The 26917-nt window shown below is 69.3% G+C and carries 21 protein-coding genes; 8 read left to right on the top strand and 13 right to left on the bottom strand.

The features are described from left to right. Nucleotides 1–161: 161 nt before the first annotated feature. Nucleotides 162–3803: a transcription-repair coupling factor gene (gene mfd, locus AC1DBE_RS10230; protein WP_476970424.1), complete on the top strand. Its 3642-nt coding sequence runs from the start codon at nucleotides 162–164 to the stop codon at nucleotides 3801–3803. 6 nt (nucleotides 3804–3809) lie between these two features. Continuing rightward, nucleotides 3810–4640 (top strand): metal-dependent hydrolase, encoded by an 831-nt coding sequence (locus AC1DBE_RS10225; protein WP_476970423.1) that lies wholly within the window; start codon nucleotides 3810–3812, stop codon nucleotides 4638–4640. Between the two features lie 124 nt (nucleotides 4641–4764). On the opposite strand, the gene AC1DBE_RS10220 is transcribed toward AC1DBE_RS10225, so the two are convergent. From AC1DBE_RS10220 to nirB, 6 genes are all read right to left on the bottom strand, one after another. Further along, nucleotides 4765–4989, bottom strand: coding sequence for a hypothetical protein (locus AC1DBE_RS10220; protein ID WP_476878849.1), 225 nt, complete (start codon nucleotides 4987–4989; stop codon nucleotides 4765–4767). 63 nt (nucleotides 4990–5052) lie between these two features. Beyond that, complete coding sequence (gene deoC, locus AC1DBE_RS10215) at nucleotides 5053–5778, bottom strand: deoxyribose-phosphate aldolase (protein ID WP_476970422.1); 726 nt, start codon at nucleotides 5776–5778, stop codon at nucleotides 5053–5055. A 114-nt stretch (nucleotides 5779–5892) separates the two neighbouring features. Continuing rightward, the gene (locus tag AC1DBE_RS10210) at nucleotides 5893–6762 is read right to left on the bottom strand and encodes an FAD-dependent oxidoreductase (protein WP_476970421.1); all 870 of its coding nucleotides are present in this window, start codon (nucleotides 6760–6762) and stop codon (nucleotides 5893–5895) included. 151 nt (nucleotides 6763–6913) lie between these two features. Further along, entirely contained in the window at nucleotides 6914–8062 is a 1149-nt protein-coding gene (locus tag AC1DBE_RS10205; RefSeq protein WP_476970480.1) for a uroporphyrinogen-III synthase, read from the bottom strand. A 14-nt stretch (nucleotides 8063–8076) separates the two neighbouring features. Continuing rightward, nucleotides 8077–9105, bottom strand: a complete 1029-nt coding sequence (gene cobA / locus AC1DBE_RS10200; protein ID WP_476970420.1) for a uroporphyrinogen-III C-methyltransferase — start codon at nucleotides 9103–9105, stop codon at nucleotides 8077–8079. A 2-nt stretch (nucleotides 9106–9107) separates the two neighbouring features. Beyond that, nucleotides 9108–11786 carry a nitrite reductase large subunit NirB gene (gene nirB, locus AC1DBE_RS10195; RefSeq protein ID WP_476970419.1) on the bottom strand — a complete coding sequence of 893 codons (2679 nt, stop codon included), beginning with the start codon at nucleotides 11784–11786 and terminating at the stop codon, nucleotides 9108–9110. A 295-nt stretch (nucleotides 11787–12081) separates the two neighbouring features. Here nirB and nirD point away from each other — a divergent pair, with 295 nt between their 5' ends. Beyond that, nucleotides 12082–12465, top strand: a complete 384-nt coding sequence (gene nirD, locus AC1DBE_RS10190) for a nitrite reductase small subunit NirD (RefSeq protein WP_476970418.1) — start codon at nucleotides 12082–12084, stop codon at nucleotides 12463–12465. On the opposite strand, the gene AC1DBE_RS10185 is transcribed toward nirD, so the two are convergent. Next, nucleotides 12462–14204, bottom strand: coding sequence for a phospho-sugar mutase (locus tag AC1DBE_RS10185; RefSeq protein WP_476970417.1), 1743 nt, complete (start codon nucleotides 14202–14204; stop codon nucleotides 12462–12464). The two genes, nirD and AC1DBE_RS10185, sit on opposite strands and share 4 nt — an antisense overlap. A 198-nt stretch (nucleotides 14205–14402) precedes the next feature. On the opposite strand from AC1DBE_RS10185, the gene AC1DBE_RS10180 reads away from it, so the two are divergent. Further along, nucleotides 14403–14882: an RrF2 family transcriptional regulator gene (locus AC1DBE_RS10180; RefSeq protein ID WP_476970416.1), complete on the top strand. Its 480-nt coding sequence runs from the start codon at nucleotides 14403–14405 to the stop codon at nucleotides 14880–14882. Nucleotides 14883–14969: 87 nt separating this feature from the next. Here AC1DBE_RS10180 and AC1DBE_RS10175 read toward each other — a convergent pair whose 3' ends face one another. After that, entirely contained in the window at nucleotides 14970–15788 is an 819-nt protein-coding gene (locus AC1DBE_RS10175; RefSeq protein ID WP_476878841.1) for a purine-nucleoside phosphorylase, read from the bottom strand. Nucleotides 15789–15864: 76 nt separating this feature from the next. Between AC1DBE_RS10175 and AC1DBE_RS10170 the strand changes: the two genes are divergently transcribed. Next, nucleotides 15865–17286 carry an NAD(P)H-quinone dehydrogenase gene (locus tag AC1DBE_RS10170; protein ID WP_476970415.1) on the top strand — a complete coding sequence of 474 codons (1422 nt, stop codon included), beginning with the start codon at nucleotides 15865–15867 and terminating at the stop codon, nucleotides 17284–17286. A gap of 169 nt (nucleotides 17287–17455) precedes the next feature. Here AC1DBE_RS10170 and AC1DBE_RS10165 read toward each other — a convergent pair whose 3' ends face one another. Both AC1DBE_RS10165 and AC1DBE_RS10160 read right to left on the bottom strand, forming a co-directional pair. Further along, nucleotides 17456–17689: an HNH endonuclease gene (locus AC1DBE_RS10165; protein ID WP_476878859.1), complete on the bottom strand. Its 234-nt coding sequence runs from the start codon at nucleotides 17687–17689 to the stop codon at nucleotides 17456–17458. Nucleotides 17690–18136: 447 nt separating this feature from the next. Beyond that, a complete protein-coding gene (locus tag AC1DBE_RS10160; protein WP_476970414.1) occupies nucleotides 18137–18862 on the bottom strand; it encodes a hypothetical protein in 726 nt (241 codons plus the stop codon). Nucleotides 18863–19259: 397 nt separating this feature from the next. Here AC1DBE_RS10160 and AC1DBE_RS10155 point away from each other — a divergent pair, with 397 nt between their 5' ends. From AC1DBE_RS10155 to AC1DBE_RS10145, 3 genes are read left to right on the top strand one after another with little or no spacing between them, the layout of a single operon-like run. Beyond that, nucleotides 19260–20081: an amino acid ABC transporter substrate-binding protein gene (locus AC1DBE_RS10155; protein ID WP_476878838.1), complete on the top strand. Its 822-nt coding sequence runs from the start codon at nucleotides 19260–19262 to the stop codon at nucleotides 20079–20081. Nucleotides 20082–20117: 36 nt separating this feature from the next. Beyond that, nucleotides 20118–20783 (top strand): amino acid ABC transporter permease, encoded by a 666-nt coding sequence (locus AC1DBE_RS10150; RefSeq protein WP_476878837.1) that lies wholly within the window; start codon nucleotides 20118–20120, stop codon nucleotides 20781–20783. Then, a complete protein-coding gene (locus tag AC1DBE_RS10145; RefSeq protein WP_476903689.1) occupies nucleotides 20770–21570 on the top strand; it encodes an amino acid ABC transporter ATP-binding protein in 801 nt (266 codons plus the stop codon). The genes AC1DBE_RS10150 and AC1DBE_RS10145 overlap by 14 nt, the downstream gene beginning before the upstream one ends. A gap of 45 nt (nucleotides 21571–21615) precedes the next feature. Here AC1DBE_RS10145 and AC1DBE_RS10140 read toward each other — a convergent pair whose 3' ends face one another. The 3 genes from AC1DBE_RS10140 to AC1DBE_RS10130 are packed head-to-tail and all read right to left on the bottom strand — an operon-like array spanning nucleotide 21616 to nucleotide 26813. Further along, the gene (locus AC1DBE_RS10140; RefSeq protein ID WP_476903690.1) at nucleotides 21616–23169 is read right to left on the bottom strand and encodes an FAD-dependent oxidoreductase; all 1554 of its coding nucleotides are present in this window, start codon (nucleotides 23167–23169) and stop codon (nucleotides 21616–21618) included. Beyond that, nucleotides 23166–25367, bottom strand: a complete 2202-nt coding sequence (locus AC1DBE_RS10135) for a molybdopterin oxidoreductase family protein (protein ID WP_476970413.1) — start codon at nucleotides 25365–25367, stop codon at nucleotides 23166–23168. The genes AC1DBE_RS10140 and AC1DBE_RS10135 overlap by 4 nt, the downstream gene beginning before the upstream one ends. Beyond that, complete coding sequence (locus tag AC1DBE_RS10130) at nucleotides 25368–26813, bottom strand: MFS transporter (RefSeq protein ID WP_476878833.1); 1446 nt, start codon at nucleotides 26811–26813, stop codon at nucleotides 25368–25370. Between the last annotated feature and the right edge of the window lie 104 nt (nucleotides 26814–26917).

The raw sequence follows: 26917 nt of genomic DNA, 5'->3' as shown, positions 1-26917 counted from the left end.
CCCGGCCGGACTGCAGCCTGCCGGACCATAGCCCGTCCCGCCAGCTTAGCCCCGGGTCGAGCCCCGCCGCCGGGTAGCGGTAGGCTGGAAGAACCCGGGATTCTTGCGAATTTCGGGTATTCGTGTTGCCTGCATGCCCGTGATCACTTCAGGAGTTCGCCATGAGCCTCAACGGCCCTTCCCTCACCGGTCTGCGGCGTGTCCTCGCCGAGGACACAACCTTTGCCCGGGTGCAGGCAGCCGCCTCCCGGCCGTTCACAACCCGCTCCGAGGACTACCAGATCAGCGCCCCCGCGGGCCTCCGCGCGGCGCTGCTCGCGGAGATGGCCGACGGCCTGGCAGCCGCGGGCGCTGCATCCGACGACGGCGGCAACCCCGTGGTGCTGGCGGTCACCGCCACCGGCCGCGAAGCCGAGGACCTGGCCGCCGCCCTGGGGGCCTTCCTGCCCGCCGACTCCATTGCCGAGTTCCCCAGCTGGGAGACCCTCCCGCACGAACGGCTGTCGCCGCGCTCGGACACCGTCGGCCGGCGCCTGTCCGTGCTCCGCCGCCTCGCACACCCCGACACTGCCGGCGGCGCCCTGCGGGTCGTCGTCGCGCCCGTCCGCGCCGTGGTCCAGCCCATCGTGGCCGGACTGGGTGAGCTGGTCCCCGTGACCCTGCACGTGGGCCAGGATGCCCCGTTCGGCGACGTCGTCAGGAACCTCGCCGACGCCGCCTACGCCCGGGTGGACATGGTGACCCGGCGCGGCGAATTCGCGGTCCGCGGCGGCATGCTGGACGTCTTCCCGCCCACCGAGGACCACCCGATCCGGGTGGAGTTCTTCGGCGACGAGGTCGAGCAGATGCGCTGGTTCGCTGTCGCGGACCAGCGCTCGCTGACCGCCCCGGGCGTGCACCACCCCACCGAGCTCCATGCCCCGCCGTGCCGCGAAATCCTCATCACGCCCTCGGTCATGTCCCGGGCTGCCATGCTCAAGGCGCAACTGCCGGCCGCGGCGGACATGCTGGAGAAGATCGCCGGGGGCATCGCCGTCGAAGGTATGGAATCCCTGGCCCCGGTGCTGGTTGATGCCATGGTGCCGTTCCTGGACCAGTTCCCGGCCGGTTCCATCTCGGTGGTGATCGAGCCCGAAAAGGTCCGTACCCGGGCCCATGACCTCGCCGCCACCAACGAGGAGTTCCTCGAGGCGGCCTGGTCCACGGCGTCCGACGGCGGAACGGCACCGCTGGATCTCAGCTCCGCCGCCTCCGAGGCCCTGCACTCGGCCAGTTTCCGTTCGCTGGGCGAGACGCGCACCACCGCGCTGGCCCACGGGGTGTCCTGGTGGTCCATCACCTCGCTCGCCAGCGACGAGGAACTGCTGCCCGACGTCGATGTGCTGAACCTGCACGCCCGCGAACCCCGCGGCTACCAGGGCGACGTGGCCGAAATGATGGAATTCATCGGCTCGCATGTGCGCAACCAGTGGCGGATCGTCGTGGCCACCGAGGGCCCCGGGCCGGCGCAGCGCCTCGCCGAGCTGTTCCACGACAACGACATCCCGTGCGCGCGGGTGGACACCCTCGACGCCGAGCCGCAGCCGGGCCTGATCGAGGTGACCACCGCCGCCGTCGGACGCGGCTTTGTCCTGGACAGCCTCAAGGTGGGCCTGCTGACCGAGGCCGACCTGCTGGGCCGGACCTCCGCCGGGTCAACGAAGGACATGCGGCGGATGCCCTCGAAGCGGCGCAACGCCGTAGACCCGCTGCAGCTGCTGGCCGGAGACTTTGTGGTGCACGAACAGCACGGCATCGGCCGGTTCGTGGAGCTGATCCAGCGCAAGGTGGCTGGCGGCGGCGACGGGGTGCGGGAATATCTTGTGCTCGAATACGCGCCCTCCAAGCGCGGCGCTCCGGGCGACCGGCTCTTTGTGCCCACCGACCAGCTGGACCAGGTCACCCGCTACGTCGGCGGCGACACCCCGGTCCTGAGCAAGATGGGCGGCTCGGACTGGGCCAGCACCAAGTCCAAGGCACGCAAGGCCGTCAAGGAAATCGCAGGTGAGCTGATCCGGCTGTACTCGGCCCGGATGGCCTCCCGCGGGCACGCCTTCGGCCCGGACACCCCGTGGCAGCGGGAGCTCGAAGAGGCCTTCCCCTACGTGGAGACCCCGGACCAGCTGACCACCATCAACGAGGTCAAGGCCGACATGGAGCGGGAGATCCCGATGGACCGGCTGGTCTCCGGCGACGTCGGGTACGGCAAGACCGAGATCGCCGTCCGCGCCGCCTTCAAGGCGGTCCAGGACGGCAAGCAGGTGGCGGTGCTGGTGCCCACCACCCTGCTGGCCCAGCAGCACTATGAGACGTTTACCGAGCGGTTCTCCGGCTTCCCGCTGCGGGTCAAGCCGCTCTCGCGCTTCCAGGGCGCCAAGGAAGCGAAGGAAACGGCCGAAGGGGTCAAGTCGGGGGCCGTCGATGTTGTCATCGGAACGCACCGGCTGCTGTCCAAGGACTTCGCGTTCAAGGACCTCGGCCTGGTGATCGTGGACGAGGAGCAGCGCTTCGGCGTCGAGCACAAGGAAGCGCTCAAGAAGATGCGCACCAACGTGGACGTCCTGGCCATGAGCGCCACCCCGATCCCGCGCACGCTTGAGATGTCCCTGACCGGTATCCGGGAGACCTCCACCCTGGCCACACCGCCGGAGGAGCGGCACCCCGTGCTGACCTACGTGGGACCGTACACGGACAAACAGACCTCGGCCGCGATCCGCCGCGAACTGATGCGCGAGGGGCAGGTCTTCTTCGTCCACAACCGGGTCTCCACGATCGAACGCACCGCGGCGAAGATCCGCGAACTGGTCCCGGAAGCCCGCGTGGAGGTGGCGCACGGCAAGATGTCCGAGGGCCGGCTGGAGCAGATCATCGTGGACTTCTGGGAGAAGCGCTTCGACGTGCTGGTCTGCACCACCATTATCGAGACCGGCCTGGATATCTCCAACGCCAACACCCTGATCGTGGACGGTGCGGACAAATACGGGCTCTCCCAGCTGCACCAGCTGCGCGGGCGCGTGGGCCGCGGCCGGGAACGGGCGTACGCCTACTTCCTGTACCCGTCGGAGAAACCTTTGGGCGAAGTGGCGCTCGAACGGCTCAAGGCTGTCGCCACGCACAACGAGCTCGGCGCCGGCATGCAGCTGGCCATGAAGGACCTCGAGATCCGCGGCGCGGGCAACCTGCTCGGCGGGGAACAGTCCGGCCACATCCAGGGCGTGGGCTTCGACCTCTACATCCGGCTGGTGGGCGAGGCCGTGGCGGACTACCGCGGCGAAGCCGAAGAGAAGGCCGCGGAGATGAAAATCGAGCTGCCCGTCAACGCGCACCTGCCGCACGACTACGTGCCCGGCGAGCGGCTGCGCCTGGAGGCCTACCGGAAGCTGGCCGCCGCCCTCAGCAACGAGGCGATCGACGAGGTTGAGGCCGAACTCGTGGACCGCTACGGCGAGCTGCCGCTGCCCGCGAAGAACCTCACTGCCGTGGCCCGCTTCCGGGTGGGCGCACGCGGGGCCGGGCTCACCGACGTCGCGCTGCAGGGGAACTTCATCAAGTTCTCGCCCGCCCAGCTGCCGGAGTCCAAGCTCATGCGGCTGGCCCGGATGTACCCCGGTTCGCAGGCCAAACCGGCCCTGGACGCGGTGCTGATCCCCAAGCCCAAGACCGCCCGGATCGGCGGCCGCGACCTGCAGGACGCCGAGATCCTGGCCTGGGCCAACGGCGTCATCGAGGCGATCTTCTCCGACGTCCCGCTCTCAGTGGGCTAGGCCGTGATGGGAGGACACCACGCCGCGTCCGGGGCCGCGGCGTGGGTGGCTATTGCCTCGACCGGGCCCTACGCGCTGGGCTGGTATCCGCTGGATGCCACCGGGATCGTGATCGGCGGGATGGCGACGGCGGGCACAGCGCTGGTCTGCGACTGGGACCACCGCTCCAGCACGGTGGCCCATGCCCTCCCGCCGCTCTCCAACCTGATCGCCGTCGGGATCGAAAACGCCTCGGGCGGCCACCGCCAGGGCACCCATTCGGTGATCGGCGCGGCGTTTTTCGTGCTGCTCGCCGCCATGGCCGGGCAGCTCCAGCTGCAGACGGACTGGGGCCTGCTGTCCGTCGGTGCCGGGCTGCTGTGCATGTTCATGATCAACATCGCCGCGAAAGCACTGAAGCTCTTTCCCAAGTACGGCTGGATCAGCAACTGGATCTTCGCCCTGGTCATGGCCGGGCTGGTGACCTGGTTCGCGCCGCACCAGTGGTCCTGGTTGCCGGTATCCATGCTCACCGGCGTCCTCGTGCACATTGTGGGGGACATGATCACCACCGGGGGAGTGCCGCTGCTCTGGCCGCTGGTCGCCAAGCCGTCGAAGTTCCTGCGCAAACTGCCCCTGGTCAAGGACATCTGGAAGGCCAACGGCGCGTTCTCCATCCCGCTGCTGGGCCGTGCCGGGTCGCGGCGCGAGTGGTTTGTCCTCATCCCGGTCAGCGCCTACGCGATGATCGGCGTGTTTTCCGCCGTCCTCGCCCTGGCCAAGGGCCACTTCCCGGCCGCCGTGGCTCTCGGGACGGCCCTGGTGAACCGGCTGCTCAGCGCCGTCGGGGCCGGCTAGGCCGCCCAGGGGGTCTGCTGCCCAGGACGCCGGGGCCCAAACAAACAAACCGCCGCCCGGACCGGCCGTTAAACAGCTGAAGCCCCGGATAACCGGGGCTTCAGCGGAAAATCCGGGGGAGGGCCTAGCTCTCGCCTGCGGAGTCGGAGCGTCCCGTGATGGTCTGCGGGATCCAGAACGCCAGGGCGAAGAGGATCAGGCAGGCGGCCATCGGCCAGGGGTTGCCCAGGGTGAGGAAGGACAGGGAGTACAGGGCACCGAAGAACAGCGCCATCATGATCACGAAGATCACAACGCTGGATGCCAGGGTGTTCTCGCCCTGCGGGGTCTTGGTGGTGTTGCTGGACATTCGTTCCTCCTCGGCCCCGCGGGGCTCAAAAACTGTGGCGGCAGCGGCAGTAGCTCGTGCGGGTCAGTACGCGGATGAACCCTGTTCACCCTTGACGATCGCGATGCCGGAGCTGGCGCCAATACGTGTTGCACCTGCAGCAATCATAGCCTGAGCGTCGGCGAGGGAGCGCACGCCGCCCGAGGCCTTGACACCGAGGCCGGCACCCACGGTGCGGCGCATCAGGGCCACGTCCTCGACGGTGGCGCCGCCGCCGTTGAAACCGGTGGAGGTCTTGACGAAGTCCGCGCCGGCTTCGACGGAGGCCTCGCAGGCCAGGACCTTCTGGGCGTCGTCAAGAAGCGCGGTCTCGATGATGACCTTCAGGATGGCGCCGCCGGCGTGGACCGCCTCGGCCACAGCACGGATGTCATCGACCAGGGCGCCCTTGTCGTTGGCGCGGGCGGCCGCGATGTTGATGACCATGTCGATCTCGTCCGCGCCGTCAAGCACCGCACCGCGGGCCTCGAAGGCCTTGACGTCGCTGGGGGTGGCGCCCAGCGGGAACCCGATCACGGAGCAGGTCAACACGCCGGAGCCCTTGAGGGCGGTCTTGACGGACTTGACCCAGATCGGGTTTACGCAGACGGACTTGAACTGGTACTCGGCGGCCTCGGCGCAGACCTTGAGGACTTCGGCTTCACTGGCCTCCGGCTTGAGCAGGGTGTGGTCAATGTACGAGGCAATGTTGCCTCCGGCCTGGTTCCCGGTGCTGGCGGCGCCGGCCGCCGTGGTGGCTTCGTTGCTCATGGTGGTCCCTTTCGTGGCGGACCTGGATGGTGCCCGGTCCGGCCTGCTGACACGTCGTGTGTCGTGGCTTCTCAGTGCACCATCTTGCCATAACAGCCGCGGCCCGCGTCGGCACTAGGCGGCCTGGACCAGGGGCGCGGACAGGCCTGCCTGGAGCAGCCCGGCGGCGCAGGCCCCGGCCGCTGAAGCGGCGGCCACCAGCAGTCCCAGCCGGACGCCGTCGTACGCCGCGGCGTCGCCGATCGCCCAGATCCCGGGCACGGAGGTACTGAAGTCCTTGCCCACCACGATCCCGCCCTGGGCCGCAGTGGCCAGGCCGGCGGTGCGGGCAAGGCCGTCGCGCGAAACGCGCTCCTCGGCGAGGACCACCAGGTCCGCGCTCATGCTGGAGCCGTCCTCGAACACGATGCCGGCGGCCGGCAGCGCGGACCCGGCGAGGGTGGGAACGACGGCGGAGGGCCGGAGGGTGGTGCGGACGGGCCGCACCCCGCGGGCCCTGAGTACCGCCTCGGCCTGGCCCGCGGCCGTTCCGGTCCCCACCAGGATGCCCAGCGGCCGGCGGCCGAGGACCCGGGTGACATCCTTGACGGCGTCGCCCAGCCGGGTCGCGTCATCGATGGTGGAGTAGCTCAGGCAGCGGCCCTCACCTTCGATCGGGGCCTGGGCGGGCGCGGACCCGGTGGCGATCACCAGCTGGTCGTAGCCGAATTCCATGCCGTCCGCCGTTGTGACGCGCTGCGCCGTGGCGTCGATGAAACTGGCCGGCTGGCCGAAGCGGACCGAAACCTGGGGCAGCGCGGCCAGTTCCAGCAGCTCTTCAGGGGCGTCGTCCCGGTTGCTGAGAACCGTGATGCCGCCGGCGAACGGTGTGCGGGTGAGCTGGCGGACCAGTGCCTGCGCCGCGGGCCCGGCGCCGGCGATCACGATCCGCGGCCGGGTCTGGGAAGTGGCGGACGGCGTGGCGGTGGCTTCGGTAACGGACATGTGCTGGCCCTTTCGCTGGCGGGCCGCTGGTTGTGGCCCGTGTTCTTGATGTTCCCCAGCGTAGGAGGCTGTTTTTTCGCGCAGGTTACCGGGCTGTTGCAGTATTTAGCCCGGCCGTTCGCCAGTTGTTACCAGCTGGTAATGCCGTGGGTCACACGCGGATCCGGTACCCGCGTTTCACCACTGTTTCCACCAGGCTGCCGTCCGGCAGGGAGGACCTGAGCCGGCTGACTGTCATATCCAGCGCGTGGACGGATCCGCGCAGTTCCAGCAGGTCCGAGAGGGCCTCGCGGGACAGGACGGCCCCGCCGGCGCCGAGGAGGGCACGCAGCAGGAGCAGCGGCGCCGGGGCGAGTTCCACGGCCTCGCCGTCGATCCGGAGGGAACGGCCGCGCAGCTCCACCGCCCCGCTGCTGGTGTCCAGTCGCCGCACGTGGTTCAGGGCCAGGTGTTCGCTGACCAGCCGGATGAGGGCACCCATCCGGAACCGTTCCGGGATGAGCGGCTGCACGCCGGCGTCGACCAGCGGCTGGGCGGTGATGGGGCCGACGACGGCGGTGGCAACGGTGGTCTTCAGGCTTTCCACCAGCTGCTTGTACAGGCCCATCTCGTGCGCGGTGCTCCACAGCGCGTCCACGGCGGGGGCGCTGGTGAAGGTCAGCACGTCCAGGTTGCCGCTGCAGGCCGCCTCGATCAGCTTCGGCAGCCGGTCGGCGCCGTCGGGTTTGACCCAGCGGTACGGGGTGACCGTCATAACGTGCGCGCCGGACATCCGGAGGCGTTCCAGCTGGCGGACATCGGTGTAGCCGTGCAGCTGCACGGCGACGGTTTTGCCGCGCACCCCCTCGGCCAGCAGCATGTCCACCAGCGTGGCCGTGGTCTCGTCGCTGCTGATCCCGACGTCGGCGAGCCCGGCGGCACGCACGGCGCCCCGCGCTTTCGGCCCGCGGACAAACATCCGGGTCGCGGAGAGAGTCTCCAGCAGCTGCTCGCCGATGCCGAAGGTGTCCGCCGCCTCGCACCAGCGGCGCATGCCGTAGGCCGTGGTGGCGATGCAGAGCTCCGGACGGGCCTCGATGATGGCGCGGGTGTCCTCGATCAGCCGGAGGTCCTCCTGGACCGGGGCGATCTTCAGCGCCGGGGCGTGCAGGACCTCCGCGCCGCGCCGTTCCAGGGCCTCGATCAGGTCCTGGGAGCGGCGGTGCGAGGTGACCCCGATCCGGAAGCCCTCCAGCGGCAGTTCGGCCTTTCCGGCGGGTGCCTCTGCCGTGTCGGCCAGGGTGGGGGCCAGGGCGTCCAACGCGCCCACGGCGCTCACGCCCCCACCAGGGACGCGGCGAGCCGGCCCAGGTCCGCTTCGGCGCAGCCCCGGTTGGCCTCGGCCACCTTCACGACCTCGCCGATGACCAGGACCGCGGGGTTGCTGCAGCCGGCGGCCGCCGCAGTGATGGTGCCCAGTTCGGCGATGGTGGTCCGCTGCCCGGGCCGGTAGCCGCGTTCGACGACGGCCATCGGCATATCGGCGCGCATCCCTGCCCGCCGGAGGCCCGCGGCGAGGTGGTGCAGGGTGCCGATGCCCATCAGGACCACAATGGTGCCGCCCAGTCCGGCCAGGTGCTGCAGTTCGTCCCCGGTCAGCGGGGCGTGGCCGGAAACCACTGTGAACATGTGGCTGACCTCGCGGTGCGTGACCGGGATCCCTGCGGCGGCCGGCACCGAGATGGCGCTGGTCACCCCCGACACCACACGGACCGGAACCCCGGCGGCCACGCAGGACGCGACCTCCTCGCCGCCGCGGCCGAACACGTACGGGTCCCCGCCCTTGAGCCGGACCACGTTGTGGCCGGCCAGCGCACTGTCCACCATCAGCCGTTCAATGTCGGCCTGGCTGACTTTGTGGTGGCCGGGCTTCTTGCCCACGTCCACGAGTTCCGCGGAGGTCAGGGACGCCAGCTCCTGGTAGGGGGCCAGCCGGTCGTAGAAGACCACGTCGGCGTCCCGCAGCGCGTCGACCGCGGCGACGGTCAGCAGCTCGGCGGTGCCGGGTCCGCCGCCCACCAGCGTGACGTGTCCCGCGGGGCCGGCTGCCGGCTCGGCGGCGACCGGGACGCCGGCGGCGCGGTACCGGTCCAGGACGGGCTCCCAGCCGGGCCGGCCGTCGTCGACGGCGGCGACCAGGAACGGGCGTGCGGGCGCCGGACCGTCGAGGACAGTGCCCTCGGGGGTTCGCTGGCGGTGAACCACCGCGCCGGCCGCGGCGTACCGGCGCACGGCCTGCCGGGCGGCGTCGTCGGAGCCGGTGACCAGCACGTCGCGTCCGGTGGGGTCGATGCTGAGCTGCATGGCTATACCTCGTTCTCGTCGAGCAGGTCCGCGGTGGCGCGGCGGACGGGAATGGAGGCCCCGATCAGGACCGGCTGCTGTGCCTTTTCCGCGGCCGTGGCGGGGCGCATCTGGCCGCGCTCGTCGGGGACGAAGGTGATGGAGTCGTCCTTCTGGTCCGGGGCGTTGACGAAGGACCGGAACCGGCGCAGGCGCTCGGGGTCCTTGAGGGTGTCGGCCCACTCGTCGACGTAGGTGTCCACGTGGTTGGCCATGGCGGCCTCGAGGTCCTCGGCGATGCCAAGGGTGTCGTGCACCACCACGTCCTCGACGTGCCGGATGCCGCCGTCGAGCTCTTCCTGCCAGCGTGCGGTGCGCTGCAGGCGGTCGGCGGTGCGGATGTAGTACATAAAGTAACGGTCGATGTACTTGATCAGGGTCTCGTCGTCGAGGTCCTTGGCCAGCAGCTGGGCGTGCGCCGGGGTGGCTCCGCCGTTGCCGCCCACGTACAGGTTCCAGCCGTCGGCGGTGGCGATCACGCCCACGTCCTTGCCGCGGGCCTCCGCGCATTCGCGGGCGCAGCCGGAGACGCCCATCTTCAGCTTGTGCGGGCTGCGGAGGCCGCGGTAGCGCAGCTCCAGCCGGATGGCCATGGCCACCGAGTCCTGGACGCCGAAACGGCACCAGGTGGAACCGACGCAGGACTTTACGGTGCGCAGGCTCTTGCCGTAGGCCTGGCCGGATTCGAAGCCGGCATCCACCAGCACCTTCCAGATTTCCGGCAGCTGCTCCAGCCGGGCGCCAAACATGTCGATCCGCTGGCCGCCCGTGATCTTGGTGTAGAGGCCGTATTCCTCGGCCACCGCCGCGATCACTCCCAGTTTCTTCGGGGTGATCTCGCCGCCGGCGATCCGCGGGACCACCGAGTAGGTGCCGTCCTTTTGCATGTTGGCCAGGGCGCGGTCGTTGGTGTCCTGCAGGGTGCCGCGGCCGGCGTCCAGGACGTAGGCGCTGTTCTGGCTGGCCAGGATGTTGGCGATGGTCGGTTTGCAGATGTCGCAGCCGGCCCCGGTGCCGTACTTGGCCATGATCTCCTCGAAGGAGGTCAGTTCCAGGACGCGGATGGTCTCGAAGAGCTCCTGGCGGGACAGTTCAATGTGTTCGCAGAGTGCCTTGGAGACCTCGACGCCGGACTTGGTCAGCTCGGTCTCCAGCAGTTTCTTGAGCATCGGCACGCAGGATCCGCAGCTGGTGCCGGCACGGGTGCAGCCTTTCAATTCGCCGAGGTCCCGGACGGGTGCGTTGCCGTCGCAGCTGCCGCAGCCGTTGACGGTGTCCCGGATGGTTCCGGCGGCCACGTTGTTGCAGGAGCACAGGATGGCGTCGTCCGGCAGTTCGGTCTCCGGGGCGTCTCCGCCGCCGGCCGCCGTGAGGTATGCGCCGGGTTCGGCGGCCAGTTCGCGGCCCAGCATGGGGCGCAGGGACGTGTAGGGCGCCGCGTCGCCGACGAAGATGCCGCCGAGGAGGGTYTTGGCGTCGTCSGTGGTGACGATCTTCTGGTASACGCCGCGGGCSGGGTCSGCGTAGACGATTTCRAGGGCGTGCTCGGTCCGGGCGAACGCGTCGCCGAAGCTGGCGACGTCGACGCCGGAGAGCTTGAGCTTGGTGGCGGTGTCGAAGCCGGGGAAGGTCGCGTCGCCGCCGTGCAGCCGGTCCGCCACGATCTCGGCCATGGTGTTGGCCGGGGCCACGAGGCCCAGGCACATTCCGCCGAAGTTGGCGACTTCACCGATGGCCCAGATGCCGGGAATTTCGGTGGAGCAGTCCTCGGCGATCACCACTCCGCCGCGGGGGCCGAGCTGGAACTGCCCGGCGGTGCCTTCGGGGGCGCGGAACAGCTCGTCGCGCGGCTTGACGCCGATCGCCACGATCACGATGTCCGCGTCGATGATCCGGCCGTCGGCCATCAGGACGCCGGTGACCTGGCCGTCGTCGTCGGCGAGGACCTCGGAGGGGAACACGCCGCCGTGGACGGTGAAGCCCTTGGCCTCGATGAGGCGGCCGAGCGCCTGGCCGGCGCCTTCGTCCAGCTGGGTGTTCATCAGCCACGGGGAGCCGTTGATGACGATCGGGGTGGCGCCGAGCTGTTCGGTGCCCGCCGCGGATTCGAGTCCCAGGAGGCCGCCGCCGATGGTGACCGCGTTGACTTTGCGGCCGAGCTTGGCAGTGAGGCCGGCGATTGCCTGGTTGATGGCCCAGACGTCCTCCAGCGTGCGGTAGACGTGGGTGTGTTCGGCGCCCGGGATGGGCAGGCGGGCGGCATCCGAGCCGGTGGCGACCACCAGCTCGTCATACGGGTACACCGTGCCGGCGGCGGTTTCCACGGTGCGGGCGGCGGTGTTGATGCCGGTGACGCGCTCGCCGCTGCGCAGCTCCAGTGCGTCGTGGTCCCACATCGAGGCGCTGCCGAGCGTGAGGTCCACTGTGGAGTCCGTGAGTGCCTTGCTGAGCGCCACCCGGTCGTAGGGGAGGTGCGTTTCCTCGGTGAGGACCGTGACGTGCCAGCCGTCGAGTCCGCGGGCATGCATGGCGTCGGCGAAGCGGTGCGCGGCGGGGCCGCCGCCGGCGACGACGACGCGGCGGGGGGTCTGCCGGGAAGCCCGGGGGCTTTCGTTCTCGGGGCTGGCGGTCTGTCCGGTCACGGGTGGCCTTTCGTTGGGCCGCAGGCGGTGCGCTGCAACGGTTCAAAGCCAGCTGTGCTGATCTGCAGGTGAGTTCAGCGGGTCCATCAGCTGGTCCGTTCAGCCTAGGGAGCCGCAGTTTCGCGTCAGTTTCCCTTTTGTTTCGTGAGCTTAACTTCTGCATCACGGATACATTTCCGGCGGCGTGAGGTCTCTTTTACCGGCCGGACACATTGGCCGCACGCCGTTGAAACACCGCGGTCCTAGCGTGGAGGCATGGCCGCAGCCGTGGCCGGACCTTTGAGAGGGGCATCAAATGACAGCCGTACTGGAAAGCGCTGCCCGCAGTTTTGTGGAGCGCATCGCGGGCGACGGCGGGACGGCCTGGTACCGCGTTTGTTCCGTCGAGGACCTCGAGCCCGGCTGGGGTGAGGCGGCGCTGATCGCCGGACGCCAAGTGGCCCTGATCCGCACCGCCGCCGGTGAGGTTTTCGCCGTCGAGCAGGCCGACCCGGCCACCGGTGCGCACGTGATGGCCCGCGGAATTACCGGGTCCCGCGGCGCCCGCCCGACGCTGGCCTCACCGCTGCATAAGGAGGTTTACGACCTCGCGACGGGGGAGTGCCTCGGCAACCCGGAACTGCGGCTTGGCACGTTTCCCGCCCGGATCGCGGACGGGTACGTCGAGGTGGAGCTCTAGAGCCCCAGCGCCTCGCGGACGTCGGCCAGGACCCCGTCCAGGGCGGCCCGGGCCTCGAGCCGGGCCTCCGGCAGCTCCGCGGCGGAACCGACGCTGCGGATCACCTCGAGGTAGCACTTGAGTTTGGGTTCGGTGCCGCTCGGGCGGATGATGACGCGGGTGCGGTCCCTGGTCAGGTAGAGCAGTCCGTCAGTGGGCGGCAGCTGTTCGCTGCCCTCGGCCAGGTCCGCGGCGGTCTCGACGGCGGATCCGCCGAACGATTCCGGCGGGCTCACGCGCAGCCGGTTCATCATGGCGTCCAGCAGGCCCAAGTCCGCGACCCGGATGCTGAGCTGGTCGCTCGCGTGCAGGCCGTGCACCAGGTAGAGCTCGTCCAGGGTGTCGAAGATGGTCTTGCCCTCGGCCTTCGCGGCTGCGGCGAGTTCGGCGATGAGGACGGCGGCCGAAATGCCGTCCTTGTCCCGCACCAATGAGGGCGCCACGCAGTAACCCAGCGCTTCCTCGTAGCCGTAGAGCAGCCCCGGCACGCGGGCAATCCACTTGAACCCGGTGAGGGTCTCCTCGTGGGCGTAGCCGGCGGCACCGGCAACCTGGGCCAGCAGCCGCGAGGAGACGATCGAGTTGGCGAAGACGCCCTCCACGGTGCCCTCGCCGGCCGCGGCCAGGCGGGCCACAACGTGCGCGCCGAGCAGTGCGCCTACCTCGTCGCCGCGCAGCATCCGCCAGGTCCCGGTGTCAGGGTCCTTGGCGGCGACGGCCGCACGGTCGGCGTCGGGGTCATTGGCGATGACAATGTCGGCGTCCACCCGGCCGGCCGTTTCCAGCGCCAGGTCCAGGGCGCCCGGTTCCTCCGGGTTGGGGAAGTTCACGGTGGGGAAGTCGGGGTCCGGGTCTGCCTGCTCGGCGACCAGCGTGACATCGGCGAAGCCGGCGGCGTTGAGCACGGCGACGGCGGTTTCGCCGCCCACCCCGTGCATGGGGGTCAGGACAATTTTGAGGTCGCGGGCCGGGAACGGCTCCGGGAGGGCCAGGGCGGCGACGGCGGCCTGGTAGTCGTCGGCAATGGACGGGTCGAGGACCGTCCAGCCCTGCGCGGCGAGGGTGATCGAGTCCAGTTCACCGACGGCGTCGATGCGGGCGGCGATCAGGGCATCGTAGGGCGCCACGATCTGGGCGCCGCGTCCGCTTTCCTCCACGGCGTGCCGGCCGAGGTAGACCTTGTAGCCGTTGTCCTGCGGCGGGTTGTGGCTGGCCGTGACCATCACGCCGCCGTCGCAGTCCAGGGCGCGGACCGCGTAGGCGAGCAGGGGAGTGGGCAGTGCCGCGGGCATCAGGAACGTGTCGATCCCGGCGGCCGTGAAGATCGCGGCGGTTTCCTCGGCGAAGATGTCCGAGTTGTAGCGGGCGTCGTAGCCGACGACGGCGCGTGGTGTGGTTCCGGGGGCGGCTTTCGCGACGGCGTCGGCCAGGAAGGCGGCGAGCCCGGCGGCGGCGCGGCGCACCACCACGCGGTTCATCCGGTTCGGTCCCGGTCCGAGGGCCGCGCGCAGGCCGGCGGTGCCGAACTGGAGCGTGCCGCTGAAGCTGTCCGCAAGTTCCTGCCGGGCCCCGGCCGTCCCCTCGTCGGCGAGGCGGACCAGCTCGGCCAGGGCGGCCGCGGTGGCGGGATCCGGATCCTGGGCAGCCCAGGCCCGGGCGTCGCTGAGGAGTTGGGTCAATGCGGCATCGGAAGACGTCATGGGTACCAAACTAGCGCCAAACCCGGGGCCGGCGCGCGCCGACAAGCGCGGTCCCGCCTCACAGTTCCATCACACTGGCCCCGCCGGAGCGATTCCCGGGCGGCGCGGCGCAGGGCCGGCGAAGGATCCGCGCAGGAGTTCGGCGGCAGGGGTTCGGGTCGTTGACACCCAATTTTCCGGACACGTAACGTCTGGAATATGAAAATGGGCCGTGGGGTGGAATGGGCCGTGCACTCGTGCGTCAACATGTCCTGGACGCCGCCCGGGGAGGCCGTGAACAGCGCCCGGCTGGCCGCCTACTACAAGCTTCCGGCAGCGTATTTGAACAAGCAGCTCCAGGCCCTGGTGCGCGCCGGGATCCTGACCTCGGTCTCCGGCCCGCGCGGCGGATTCCACCTGGCGCGCAGACCCGAGAACATCACGGTGCTGGATGTGGTCCTGGCGCTCGAAGGCCAGGAGCCGGCGTTCCGCTGTGAGGCGATCCTGGGTGATGCGCCGGAAGCGGACCGGCAGGAGAATTTTATGCGGACGTGCCTGATCTCGCAGACCATGCGGCAGGCGGAGCTGGCGTGGCGGCAGGCCCTGGCCCGGCAAACCATCGCCGGGATCGCCGATTCCATGGACCGCCGGCTGCCCGGGGACCGGGACAAGGCTGTGCGGCACCTCGCCGCCGGCTGACCCCCGGACAGGAACCGCCGGACAGGAGCCCCCGAACAGGGGCCCCTGATTAGGAGCCCCCGAACGGCAGCCCCCGGCTGACGTGTCCTAGAGCTTGGCGATGATCTCCGCGAGCAGCTTGGAGATCCGCGGGCCGGCGGCCTGGCCGGCCTCGAGGACCTCCGCGTGGCTCAGCGGCACCGGGCTGATGCCGGCCGCGAGGTTGGTCACCAGGGAGATGCCGAAGACCTCCATACCGGCGTGGCGGCCCGCGATGGCTTCAAGGGCGGTGGACATACCCACCAGCGAGGCCCCGATCCGCTTGGCGTACTGCACCTCGGCGGGGGTTTCGTAGTGCGGGCCGGTGAACTGGGCGTAGATGCCCTCGTCCAGGCTGGGGTCCACCTCGCGGGCCAGTCCGCGTATCCGCGAGGAGTAGAGGTCGGTGAGGTCCACGAACGTGGCGCCCTCGAGCGGTGACGTGGCGGTGAGGTTGATGTGGTCGCTGATCAGCACGGGGGTGCCGGGCGCCCAGTCCTCATTCAGGCCGCCGCAGCCGTTGGTCAGGACCAGGGTCTTGCAGCCGGCAGCCGCTGCGGTGCGCACGCCGTGCACCACCGCGCGGACCCCCTTGCCCTCGTAGTAGTGCGTGCGGGCGCCCAGGACGAGGGCGCGCTTGCCTTCGCGGGTCAGCACCGAGCGGATGGTGCCCACGTGGCCCACTACGGAGGGGGAGGAGAAGCCGGGGACCTCGTCCGCGGACAGGGTGGCGGTGGTCTCGCCGATCAGTTCGGCGGCGTCGCCCCAGCCCGAGCCGAGCACCAGTGCTACGTCGTGGCTGTCAACGCCGGTCTCCGAGGCAATGTAGTCCGCGGCCGCGCGGGCGGCGTCGAAGGGGTCCGTGTTCAGGAATTCTGTATTACTCACTGGTACAAGCTACCGTGCCGGTCCCGCGCTGCCCAGCACCTTTATTGGTGGCGCCGGTTCGGATGATGGAGAATGGATGATTGTGACTACGCATCCCGATTTCAACGCACCCCGTATCGCAATTCTCGGCGGAGGTCCTGGCGGCTATGAAGCCGCCAGCGTTGCCGCCTCCCTGGGAGCGCAGGTCACCATCATTGAGCGCGCGGGACTCGGCGGATCCGCCGTGCTGACCGACGTCGTGCCCTCCAAAACCCTGATCGCGACGGCGGACCTCATGACCCGCGTTGGCGAGGCAGGGGAGTTGGGCGTCAAGTTCGACCTCGACGGCGGCGACTGCACCCCGACGATGCGGGCGGACCTGAAGCACATTAACGACCGCCTCCTCGGCCTGGCACGGCAGCAGTCCTCCGACATCCAGAAGGGCCTGGAGGGCCAGGATGTGCGCATCCTGCTGGGCTCCGGCCGGATGCTGGACAGCCACACCATCGAGGTCCTCACCGCCGACGGTACCGAGACGATCGAAGCCGACGCCGTCCTCCTCGCCGTCGGCGCCCACCCGCGCGAGCTGCCCACGGCCCGCCCCGACGGTGAGCGCATCCTGAACTGGGCGCAGATCTACAACCTGGACGAGCTTCCCGAGGAACTGATCGTGGTGGGCTCCGGCGTTACCGGCGCCGAGTTCGCCTCCGCCTACAACGGCCTGGGCTCCAAAGTCACCCTGATTTCCTCCCGTGACCGGGTGCTGCCCGGCTCGGACACGGACGCCGCCGAGGTCCTCGAGGGCGTTTTCGAACGCCGCGGCGTGAAGGTGCTGTCCCGGGCCCGCGCCGAGACCGTGGAGCGCACGGACGACGGCGTTGTGGTCACCCTCGGCGACGGCTCCAAGGTCACCGGCAGTCACTGCCTGGTTGCCGTCGGTTCCATCCCGAACACCGCGGGCATCGGCCTCGAGGAAGCCGGCGTGGCGCTGACCGAGAGCGGCCATATCAAGGTCGACGGCGTCTCCCGCACCACAGCCCCGAACATCTACGCTGCCGGCGACTGCACGGGCGTGCTGGCCCTGGCTTCGGTCGCGGCCATGCAGGGACGGATCGCGATCGCGCACTTCCTGGGCGACAGTGTCACCCCGCTGAAGCTGCACCAGGTGGCGTCGAACATCTTCACCTCGCCGGAGATCGCCAACGTGGGTGTCTCTGAAGCCGAGATCGATTCCGGCAAGTATCAGGGCGACGTGGTCAAGCTGTCGCTGAAGAGCAACGCCCGCGCCAAAATGCGCAACCACAAAGACGGCTTCATCAAGATCTTCGCCCGGAAGGGCTCCGGAACGGTGATCGGCGGCGTTGTGGTGGGCCCGAACGCCTCCGAACTGATCTTCCCGATCTCGCTGGCCGTCACGCAGAAACTGCACGTCGACGACGTCGCCAGCACCTTCACCGTGTACCCGTCGCTGAGCGGCTCCATTTCCGAGGCCGCCCGGCGCCTGCACGTCCACATGTAGTTGGGAGGCGGCCCGGGCTGTGACGTTCGGCCCTAGCACCCCGCCGCGGGCCGCGGAGACAGTGGAGCATTGCCAACGTTTACGTTCCGTACGGAACGGTGGAGGGCCGGACCGCCCGGATCGCCGAGTACATTGTCCTTTGAAGGGCGTCGCCTCCTGGGCGTCCCTGTCACCGACGGGTAGTAAGCCCAGCAGACTTTGAACGGTTGCATGGCCCACAAAGTACCTGGAGATTCTCAGCGTTACTACTCCCGCCCATCTTGAGCGGAATGATGTGGTCGTACTGCAGCTCGGTTGTTGATCCGCAGGACCGGCATCGACCCTCATCGCGAGTCCAGATGTACTGCTTCAGATCATCGGGAATAGCCCGCCGAACTGAGGAACTCCGTGGCGTGGCCCCCATGGCGACAGTGGCTTGGGCCCGGTCGATAGTTTGCCTGGAACGCTGCTGTCGAGTTACCGCCAGGGCGTGTACTTCGTCAGCAGTAAGCCCGTCATTTTCCCAGTACATCCGGTTCGCGAACATCCAATAGCGTCTACCGCCTATGGTGGTGATCCTCAGCGGGCGTCTCCGTTGGAAGTCTAGACGCTCGGCAAATTCTTCACGGGTCCACTTGCCTAGTTCATAGACGCTCCTACCAATTGCAAGCACGGCCCGCCCCCGCCCGGTCAGGAAGTTGACTCGCTCCAGCGAGTAGGTGACATTGTCGGCCCTTCGAAGCATCCCCAAATACCTGCCTAATCAGCCTGCCGAACAGGCTCGACTGCCTTCGGTCAGATTCCAGCAGAGCCTACTACCTCCTTTAGTGAGCCCGATAATGAGCCGGGATGTGCAAGGATTCTTGGCCCATCAAGGATTGGTTCCCATCATGAGACTCGTGCTCTCGGAGAGGCCTCGCGCACGCCGCAGCCGAGTAATGAAACCAAACTGTCGATAGAGCAGGACGGTGCCCGTATCGGGCTGGCGCTCTATTTTCCCGAAGTAGCGCAGAACCCTAGCAACGTCCGAGTCGGTTATGCCCCCGGCTTTGAAAAGCGCGTAACGACCCGCGTTCTGCTCCGAAGCGCCAAGAACGCGCACGGAGAACTTCTGGCTGGGAAACTGAGTGCGAAGGGACTCGTCAAGAGCAGGCACCAGCCTCAAGAGGCTGTTGAAGGATCGCGAGGCCTCCCCATCCAAACCTGGGCCCGTGCCTTTCGTGCGAGCGCCGAGTTCAAGAACGACCGTAGGTACGTGTCGGTCGAGAACTTTGTTGTCGAGCTTCTTCCTGACCGCCCTCCACTTGGCGGTGACTCCTAGGGCGAAGCCAATCGCAGCGGACGCGATCTTCTGCAAGGCTTCCCAATTTTCTTGAACCCACAGGTACACATCCATCCATGGGCCGCCCGCGGCGGCGCCCAAACCGCCAATGAGGCAGCGGCGGGTTGGCACCCCACGCGACTCAAAGAAGTCCTCAACGACCTTGGCCACTTGGCCCTCAAGCTTCCGCTCGTCGTATATCTGAGCGGCGCTCACGAGAGCCGCATAGTCGACTCCGGAGAAGTTGTCAGGGGCGCTGCCATCCATCGGATACATACATTGAATGTATTAGAGGGAGATGGTGCCCTTTGACCCGACACGCACGAGCTACTTACGACGTCAGACCTCGGCCTGGAGCATCTACTTGAGATGTGCTTGACAGGGTTTCGGCCTAGCCGAGTTGGGCGCTTTGCAAAGCCCCAAGATCGCCCTCGCCGTGGTTGCCAGCACCCTCACTCCGGCGGGGCATCGGCCAGCAGGTCCTCCCGACGGAGGGCGTTCGCGCGGGTAACGCGGGAATCCCGGCCCCCGTCAACTCCGTCTCACGCCCGCGCGTCACATGCCGTCATTCAGGGTCTTCCATCGACGGGCGAACTTGCTATCGTCGCAGGTAGGAATGCCGCCCTGCGGCTAAGCTGGCGAGCCGGTAAGGGCGCCTGGACGAAGGACCATCATGAAGCGCACACGACTTTCCGTCATCGGCCTGATTGCAGCTGCAGGACTGGCCCTGGCCGGGTGCGGGTCGGCGTCCACCACCCCCGCCAGCTCGGCGCCGGCCGGCGGTCCGGACACCTCCCTGAGCGACGTCAAGAGCGCCGGCGTTCTCCGCGTCGGCACCGAGGGCACCTACAAGCCGTTCTCTTTCCACGCCAACGGCAATGGCGAACTGACCGGCTACGACGTCGAGGTCATCACCGCCGTCGCCGGCAAGCTCGGCGTGAAGCCGTCGTTCCAGGAGACCCAGTTCGACGCCATCTTCGCCGGCCTCGAAGCCAAGCGGTTCGACGTCGTCGCCAACCAGGTGTCCATCACTGATGAGCGCAAGGCGAAGTACGAATTCTCCACCCCGTACACCGTGAGCACGGGTGTGATCGTCACGAAGTCCGACAACTCCGACATCACCTCGTTCGACAGCCTCAAGGGCAAGACCACGGCGCAGTCGCTGACCAGCAACTGGTACAAGCTGGCCCAGAAGAGCGGTGCCAACGTGCAGTCCGTCGAGGGCTGGGCCCAGGCGATCACGCTGCTGAAGCAGGGCCGGGTGGACGCCACCATAAACGACAAGCTCACCTACCTTGACCAGCAGAAGACGGCACACGACGACAGCATCAAGATCGCCGCCGAAACCACCGACAAGTCGCTCAGCGCCTTCGCCTTCCGCAAGGGATCAACCAGCCTGTCCGCCGCCGTCGACAAGGCCCTCACCGAACTCCAGGCCGACGGCACCCTCAAGAAGATCTCGCAGAAGTACTTCGACGCCGACATCTCCAAGTAACCCGATGGAGACCGCCGAAGAACGCAGCGCAACGCCATGACGGTGAACTGGGACCTCGTCTGGGGCTCCCTGGGCCCCATCCTCTCCGGCGCCATCACCGGCACCATCCCCGTGGCGCTGTCCTCCTTCGCGTTGGGGCTGCTGTTGGCCCTCATGGTCGCCCTGATGCGGCTCAGCCGGAACCCGGTCCTGTCCGCGATCGCCCGGGTCTACATCTCGGTGATCCGCGGGACGCCACTGCTGGTGCAGCTGTTCGTGATTTTCTACGGGCTGCCGTCCATCGGGGTCACCATCAACCCGTGGCCCAGCGCGATCATCGCCTTCTCCCTGAACGTGGGCGGTTACGCGGCCGAGGTCATCCGGGCCGCCATCCTGTCTGTCCCGAAGGGCCAGTGGGAGGCCGGGCACACCATCGGCATGTCCCGGCGCCAGTCGTTGATCCGGATCATCCTCCCGCAGGCCGCGCGGGTCTCGGTCCCGCCCCTGTCCAACACGTTCATCAGCCTGGTCAAGGACACCTCCCTGGCATCGCTGATCCTGGTAACCGAGCTGTTCCGCCAGGCCCAGCAGGTGGCCGCCTTCAGCCAGGAATTTATGCTGTTGTACCTGGAAGCGGCCGTCATTTACTGGATCATCTGCCTGGTCCTCGCCGGCGGACAGTCCGTCCTCGAGAAGAGATTGGACCGCTATGTCGCCCACTGAATCCGGCCAGCCCGACGCCGGTCTCCCGGACTCCGCGCCGCTGCTTTCAGTCCGCGGACTCCGCAAGGCCTTCGGCGACCACGAGGTCCTCAAATCCATCGACGTCACCGTGCGCCGGGGCGAGGTGGTCACCCTGATCGGGCCCTCGGGCTCGGGCAAGACGACGGTCCTACGGTGCCTGAACGGACTCGAAGTGCCCGACGGCGGCGTGGTCGCGTTTACCGGTGACCTCACCGTGGACTTTTCCGCGGCCGTGTCCAAGAAGCAGCTGGCGGCCATGCGGGACCGCAGCGCGATGGTGTTCCAGCACTACAACCTGTTCCCGCACAAAACCGTCCTGGAGAACGTCATCGAGGGCCCGGTCCAGGTGCAGAAGCGGCCCAAAGCCGAGGCCGCCCAGGAGGCGCGCGAGCTGCTGGCCCGGGTGGGGCTCGCCGACAAGGAAAAGAGCTACCCCTTTGAACTCTCCGGCGGCCAGCAGCAGCGCGTCGGCATCGTCCGCGCACTGGCCCTCCGGCCGCAGCTTCTGCTTTTTGACGAGCCGACGTCGGCGCTGGACCCGGAGCTCGTGGGCGACGTCCTGACGGTCATCAAGGAACTCGCGGACGAGGGCTGGACCATGGTGGTGGTCACCCATGAGCTCGCGTTCGCCCGTGAGGTGGCCGACGAGGTCATCTTTATGGACGGCGGCGTTGTGGTGGAACGCGGCCACCCGGACACGGTGCTCCGCGACCCGCGCGAGGAACGCACCCGGCAGTTCGTGGACCGGCTGCTGAACCCGTTCTAGCCGGCACCACTTCCGCCCGGGCCCTTCCTAGGCGAGTTCGCCCGCCTAGGCGGGTGCGCCCTGGAAGTGCTTCTCGATAATCCCCTTGATGTCCCCATGGCAGCCGCCGCAGCCGGTCCCGGCGCGGGTGGACGCGGAGACCTCGGCCACCGTCCCACACCCGCCGGTCACCGCGCCGGCAATGGCCGCGCCGCTCACCCCGGCGCACCGGCACACGGTCCGTTCCGGGTCGGCCGTGGCAGCCGTTTCCTGGTCCGGCCCGTCCAGGCGCAGCAACAGCGACCGGTCCGCGGGGAGTTCCGCTCCGCGTTCGAACAACTGCACCAGCTCGGCCGCAGTGCGCGGCATGCCCACTGCCACCAGGCCCTCCAGCACCCCGGCGCGGGTGGTCATCTTGACGTACCGGCCGTGCTCGGGATCGGACCACTGGGCTACCTGCAGCCGGGGCCGGCCGGTCACGGCGCCGGCCGTCAAAGCGTCCTCGTCCCACGGCTCGGCGGCGACGTCGCCGGCCACCGCCATGGTCAGCCCGCGGGCTTTCAGGAGCACCACCCCCGGCCTTTCGGCCGGCAGCGGCGCCAGGGTTTCCGCCTCGGCGGTGGCGCCGGAGGCCAGGGCAGTAAGGTACCCGGCGAGCCATTCGGCCTGCCGCCAGCCCGGTCCCACCAGGCCGGACGGGCCCCGGGCGGTCCGGCAGGGGAGGCAGTCGGGGTCGGGGCAGCGGACTTCGGCGCAGTCGCCGATCGCGAAGATGTGCGGCTCGTGGTGCGCCCGCAGCCGGTGGTCCACCAGGATGCCGGCAGCGGTGGACAGGCCGCAGCCGACTGCGAGTTCGGTCCGCGGCCGGACACCGCAGGAGAGCACCAGCAGGTCGCCGTCGATCGCGGAACCGTCGGCCAGCAGCAGCGCCGAGAACCCGCCGTCGGGCCCGGTCTCCACCGCAACCGAGCGCGCGTTGCCGGCCACCCGCACCCCGCAGTTCCGCAGGGACGCCGCAAGGACGGCCCCGCCGCCGCGGTCGATGTTGCGGCCCAGGGGGTGCGGGCCGTTGTGCACCACGGTGACGGTGGCGCCCTCCTCGGCCGCGGCCAGCGCTGTTTCCAGGCCGAGCACTCCGCCGCCGAGCACCACCACGCGCTTGCCGCCGGCCACCGCGGCCTGCAGCGCTGCCGCGTCGGCCAGGTCCCGCAGCGCCGTGACGCCAGCGGGGAGCACCGGGGCTGTCGGGTCCGGGTTCAGCCCGGTGAGATTGGGAATCACGGGGCGGGAACCGGTGGCGAAAACCAGGCGCTCGTACCCGGGGGAGGTGCCATCGCTCAGCACGACCCGCTGCCGGGCCCGGTCCACCCGGCGGACCCGGACGCCGAGCCGGACGTCCACACCGTCGGCAACCAGGGCCGCCGCGTCCGCGAGGGCCAGGGCGCCGGCCGTGGTCCGGCCCACCCCGAGGTCGGCCACAAGGACACGGTTGTAGGCCGGCGCCGTTTCCTCTCCGACCACAGTCAGTTCCACGGATCCGTCCCGCACTGCCGGCAGCAGCTCGTCGATCAGCCGTGCCGCGACCGGGCCGAAGCCCACCACCACAATCCGTTCCGTCACAGGGCACCTTCCATCTGCGGCACGTCGGCGCGCAGTCCAGCCGCGGCCGCCCGTACCCATACGTTGCTGGTCTTGAACTCAGGCATTCCGGAGACGGGATCAGTGGCCGCCTCGGTGAGCCGGTTGGCGCTTCCAAGCTCCGGGAAGTGGAAGGGAAGGAACACCGTTTCGGGCCGGATCGTGGTGCTCAGTTCCGCCCGGCAGAGCACTTCGCCGCGGCCATTGGTTATGGCGACGACGTCGCCCTCGGCGATGCCCTGGGCCGCGGCGGCGGCGGGATGGATCTGCAGCCGGGCCTCGGGCTGCGCGGCGGCCAGGGCCGGGACGCGGCGGGTCTGGGCGCCGGACTGGTAATGCTCCAGGAGCCGCCCGGTGATCAGGGTCATGGGCGTCCCGGCCGCTCCCGACGTGCCTGACTCCGCGGCAGATGACGGGCGACGGCGGGGCGCCACCGGAGTGAACACGGCCCGGCCGTCCGGATGCGCGAACGAGTCCCGGAAGAGACGGGGGGTCCCCGTACTGCCGGCCGGATAGGGCCAGTAGGCTTCCTCGCCGCGGTCCAGCATGGCGTAGTCCATCCCGGAGTAGTCGGCCAGCCCGCCGGCCGAGGCGAGCCGGAGCTCCTCGAACACCGTCTCCGGGTCCTCGCTGAACGTTGAGGGCGCCTCCAGGAGCGCTGCGACGCGGGTCATGATCCAGAGCTCGCTGCGGACGCCCGGCGGGGGAGCGATGGCCCGGCGGCGGCGCAGCACCCGGCCCTCGAGGTTGGTCAGGGTCCCTTCCTCCTCGGCCCACTGGGTCACCGGCAGGACCAGGTTCGCCTCGGCGGCCGTCTCGGAAAGGAAGAAGTCGCAGACCACCAGGAAGTCCAGACTGCGCAGACCTGCGATCACCGCGTTCGCGTCCGGGGCGGAGACCGCAACGTTGGCGCCGTGCACGAAGAGGCAGCGGACGCCGTCAGGCTGTCCCAGCGAGGCCAGGAGCTGGACGGCCGGGAGTCCTGGGCCGGGAATGGCGGACTCCGGCACCCCCCAGACTGCGGCCACGTGGGCGCGGGCAGCGGGGTCGGTGATTTTGCGGTAGCCGGGAAGCTGGTCCGCCTTCTGGCCGTGCTCCCGGCCGCCCTGGCCGTTGCCCTGCCCGGTGAGGGTGCCGTAGCCGCTGCGCGCCGAGCCCGGCAGGCCCAGCAGCAGGGCAAGGTTGATGGCGGCCGTGGCGGTGTCCGTGCCGTCCACGTGCTGCTCCACGCCGCGGCCGGTGAGGATGTAGCTGCCGCCCCGCCGCGCGCCGTCGGCCAGCCGCCGGGCGGTGTCGCGCAGCAGCCCGGCCGGAATCCCGGTCAGGGTCTGCACCCGCTCGGGCCAGAACGGGGCGACGCTGCGGGCCAGGGCCGCGTAGCCGGTGGTCCGGTACGCGACGTAGAGCTCATCCGCGAGGCCCTCGTGAATGACCACGTGGGCGAGGCCCAGCAGCAGGGCGAGGTCGGTGCCCGGCAGCGGCTGCAGGTGCAGTCCGCCGCCGTCGGCCGTAAAGGCCGCGGTCGCGGACCGGCGGGGGTCGACGACGATCAGGCCGCCGGCGTCGCGGGCACCCTGCAGGTGCTGGACGAACGGCGGCATGGTTTCGGCGACGTTCGAGCCCAGCAGCAGGATGGTGCTGGCGGTATCGAGGTCCGTCAGCGGGAACGGCAGGCCCCGGTCCAAGCCAAAGGCGCGCATCCCCGCCGCGGCCGCCGAGGACATGCAGAACCTGCCGTTGTAGTCGATCCTGGAGGTTCCGAGCGCCAGCCGGGCGAACTTGCCCAGCTGGTACGCCTTCTCGTTGGTGAGTCCGCCGCCGCCAAACACCCCGACGGCGTCCGGACCGTACGTGGCGCGGGTGCGGGTGACGGCCGCCGTGATGAGCTCCAGCGCCGCGTCCCAGCTGACCGGGCGGTGCACGCCGTCGGGGCCCTTGAGGAGGGGCTCCGTGACGCGCCCGGCGTGGCCCAGCAACGACGCCGACGTCCAGCCCTTGCGGCAGAGGCCGCCGCGGTTGGTGGGGAAGTCCCGTCCGGCGACCTCCAGTGGAGCGTCCGACGGCGGGGCGTCCGCCGGCGCGCCGGGGGTTAGAGCCCCGGCGGCTCCGGCCGGAACGGTCAGCGTCATGGCGCACTGGAGCGCGCAGTACGGGCAGTGGGTCGCGGCGCCGTCGGCCATTTAGACGTGGTCCTTCCCGTGGCGGGTGGCCGGGCGCAGGTAGCAGGCCCAGCAGACGGCCAGCATCACCACGTAGGCGGCGACGAAGCCGTAGAACGCCGGTGTGTAGGATCCGCTGGCCGTGTTGGAGGCGTTCAGGACCTGCGGGATCACAAATCCGCCGTAGGCGCCGATCGCGGAGATCAGGCCCAGCGCCGACGATGCCAGCCGCTGTGTGGCCACCGTGCTGGCCCCGGACAGGGCGGCGCGGCTGTGGAGGGCGAAGATCACCGGGATCATCCGGTAGGTGGCGCCGTTGCCGAAGCCGCTGGCGGTGAACAGGGCCAGGAACAGGACGAGGAAGAGCCAGAAGTTGCCCAGCGGCAGGGTCCAGACCATGGTCAGGGTGATCACCGCCATCGCCGCAAACGCGGTCACGGTCATCCGGGCCCCGCCGAGCCGGTCCGCCATCCGGCCGCCGTAGGGCCGGGCCAGCGATCCCACCAGCGGGCCGAGGAAAGCCAGGGACAGGGCCACGGTCCCGACGCCGAAGGTGGAGAACGCCGGGAAGTAGTCCTTGATGAGCTTCGGGAACACTCCGGCGAAGCCAATGAAGGAACCGAAGGTGCCGATGTAAAGCAGCGCCATGACCCACAGGTGCGGTTCCTTGACCGCCGCCAGTGAGCCCGCGACGTCACCCTTGGCGCTGGTCAGGTTGTCCATGTACTTCCATGCACCGAACGCGGCGAGCAGGATCAGCGGGATCCACATCAGCCCGGCCACCGGCAGGTTCACGGCCCCGGCGGCCAGGACCGTGATGGCCACGGGCACGGCGAGCTGTGCGACGGCGGCGCCCAGGTTTCCGCCTGCGGCGTTCAGTCCCAGCGCCCAGCCTTTTTCGCGGGCCGGATAGAAGAACGTGATGTTTGCCATCGAGCTGGCAAAGTTGCCGCCGCCGAACCCGGCCAGGGCGGCCACCAGCAACATCACGCCGAACGGTGTGCCGGGGTTCGCGACGCACAGCGCCAGCCCGGTCGAGGGGACCAGCAGCAGCATGGCCGAGACGATGGTCCAGTTCCGGCCGCCGAAGCGCGGGACCATAAATGTGTAGGGGATCCGGAGGGTGGCGCCCACCAGGCTGGGCATGGAGATCAGCCAGAAGATCTCGTTGGTGGAGAACCGGAACCCGGCCGCGGGAAGCTGCACCACCACAATGGACCAGAGCTGCCAGACCACGAAGCCCAGGAACTCGGCGAAGATGGACCAGTTCAGGTTCCGGCGTGCGATGCCGCGGCCCACGGACTCCCACTGGGCTTTGTTCTCGGCGTCCCAGTTGGCGATCCAGCGGCCCGGGCGGAACTCCAGTGCGGGGGCGCCGGCTGCGGTGCGTACGGAGCCGCCGTCGGGGCCGGCGTTGTGGTTCGGGGAAACACCGGTAGCGGCGTCTGCAATGCGGTCAACAGTCACGGGGACCTCCTTCAGGTGTCCCTCCAAACTAGGGAGGCCGCGTTTCCGGGACGCTCGCGCTTTGTTAACGTGCTGTGACGTTTGGCTATCGGCGCTTTTGTGAC

It is taken from the genome of Arthrobacter sp. 10T416 (assembly GCF_056394165.1).
The sequence above is the reverse complement of the archived record's forward strand: the minus strand, read 5'-3'. Positions and strand labels throughout refer to the sequence as shown.

Bases quoted from the DNA above. Each gene is read 5' to 3' on its own strand.
- AC1DBE_RS10220 (WP_476878849.1), bottom strand. From the start codon at position 4,989: ATGTCCAGCAACACCACCAAGACCCCGCAGGGCGAGAACACCCTGGCA.
- AC1DBE_RS10145 (WP_476903689.1), top strand. From the start codon at position 20,770: ATGTCGCCCACTGAATCCGGCCAGCCCGACGCCGGTCTCCCGGACTCC.
- AC1DBE_RS10160 (WP_476970414.1), bottom strand. From the start codon at position 18,862: ATGTATCCGATGGATGGCAGCGCCCCTGACAACTTCTCCGGAGTCGAC.
- AC1DBE_RS10150 (WP_476878837.1), top strand. From the start codon at position 20,118: ATGACGGTGAACTGGGACCTCGTCTGGGGCTCCCTGGGCCCCATCCTC.
- AC1DBE_RS10165 (WP_476878859.1), bottom strand. From the start codon at position 17,689: ATGGGGGCCACGCCACGGAGTTCCTCAGTTCGGCGGGCTATTCCCGAT.
- AC1DBE_RS10210 (WP_476970421.1), bottom strand. From the start codon at position 6,762: ATGTCCGTTACCGAAGCCACCGCCACGCCGTCCGCCACTTCCCAGACC.
- deoC (WP_476970422.1), bottom strand. From the start codon at position 5,778: ATGAGCAACGAAGCCACCACGGCGGCCGGCGCCGCCAGCACCGGGAAC.
- AC1DBE_RS10170 (WP_476970415.1), top strand. From the start codon at position 15,865: ATGATTGTGACTACGCATCCCGATTTCAACGCACCCCGTATCGCAATT.
- cobA (WP_476970420.1), bottom strand. From the start codon at position 9,105: ATGCAGCTCAGCATCGACCCCACCGGACGCGACGTGCTGGTCACCGGC.
- AC1DBE_RS10155 (WP_476878838.1), top strand. From the start codon at position 19,260: ATGAAGCGCACACGACTTTCCGTCATCGGCCTGATTGCAGCTGCAGGA.
- AC1DBE_RS10135 (WP_476970413.1), bottom strand. From the start codon at position 25,367: ATGGCCGACGGCGCCGCGACCCACTGCCCGTACTGCGCGCTCCAGTGC.
- AC1DBE_RS10185 (WP_476970417.1), bottom strand. From the start codon at position 14,204: ATGACGTCTTCCGATGCCGCATTGACCCAACTCCTCAGCGACGCCCGG.
- mfd (WP_476970424.1), top strand. From the start codon at position 162: ATGAGCCTCAACGGCCCTTCCCTCACCGGTCTGCGGCGTGTCCTCGCC.
- AC1DBE_RS10225 (WP_476970423.1), top strand. From the start codon at position 3,810: ATGGGAGGACACCACGCCGCGTCCGGGGCCGCGGCGTGGGTGGCTATT.
- AC1DBE_RS10180 (WP_476970416.1), top strand. From the start codon at position 14,403: ATGAAAATGGGCCGTGGGGTGGAATGGGCCGTGCACTCGTGCGTCAAC.
- nirD (WP_476970418.1), top strand. From the start codon at position 12,082: ATGACAGCCGTACTGGAAAGCGCTGCCCGCAGTTTTGTGGAGCGCATC.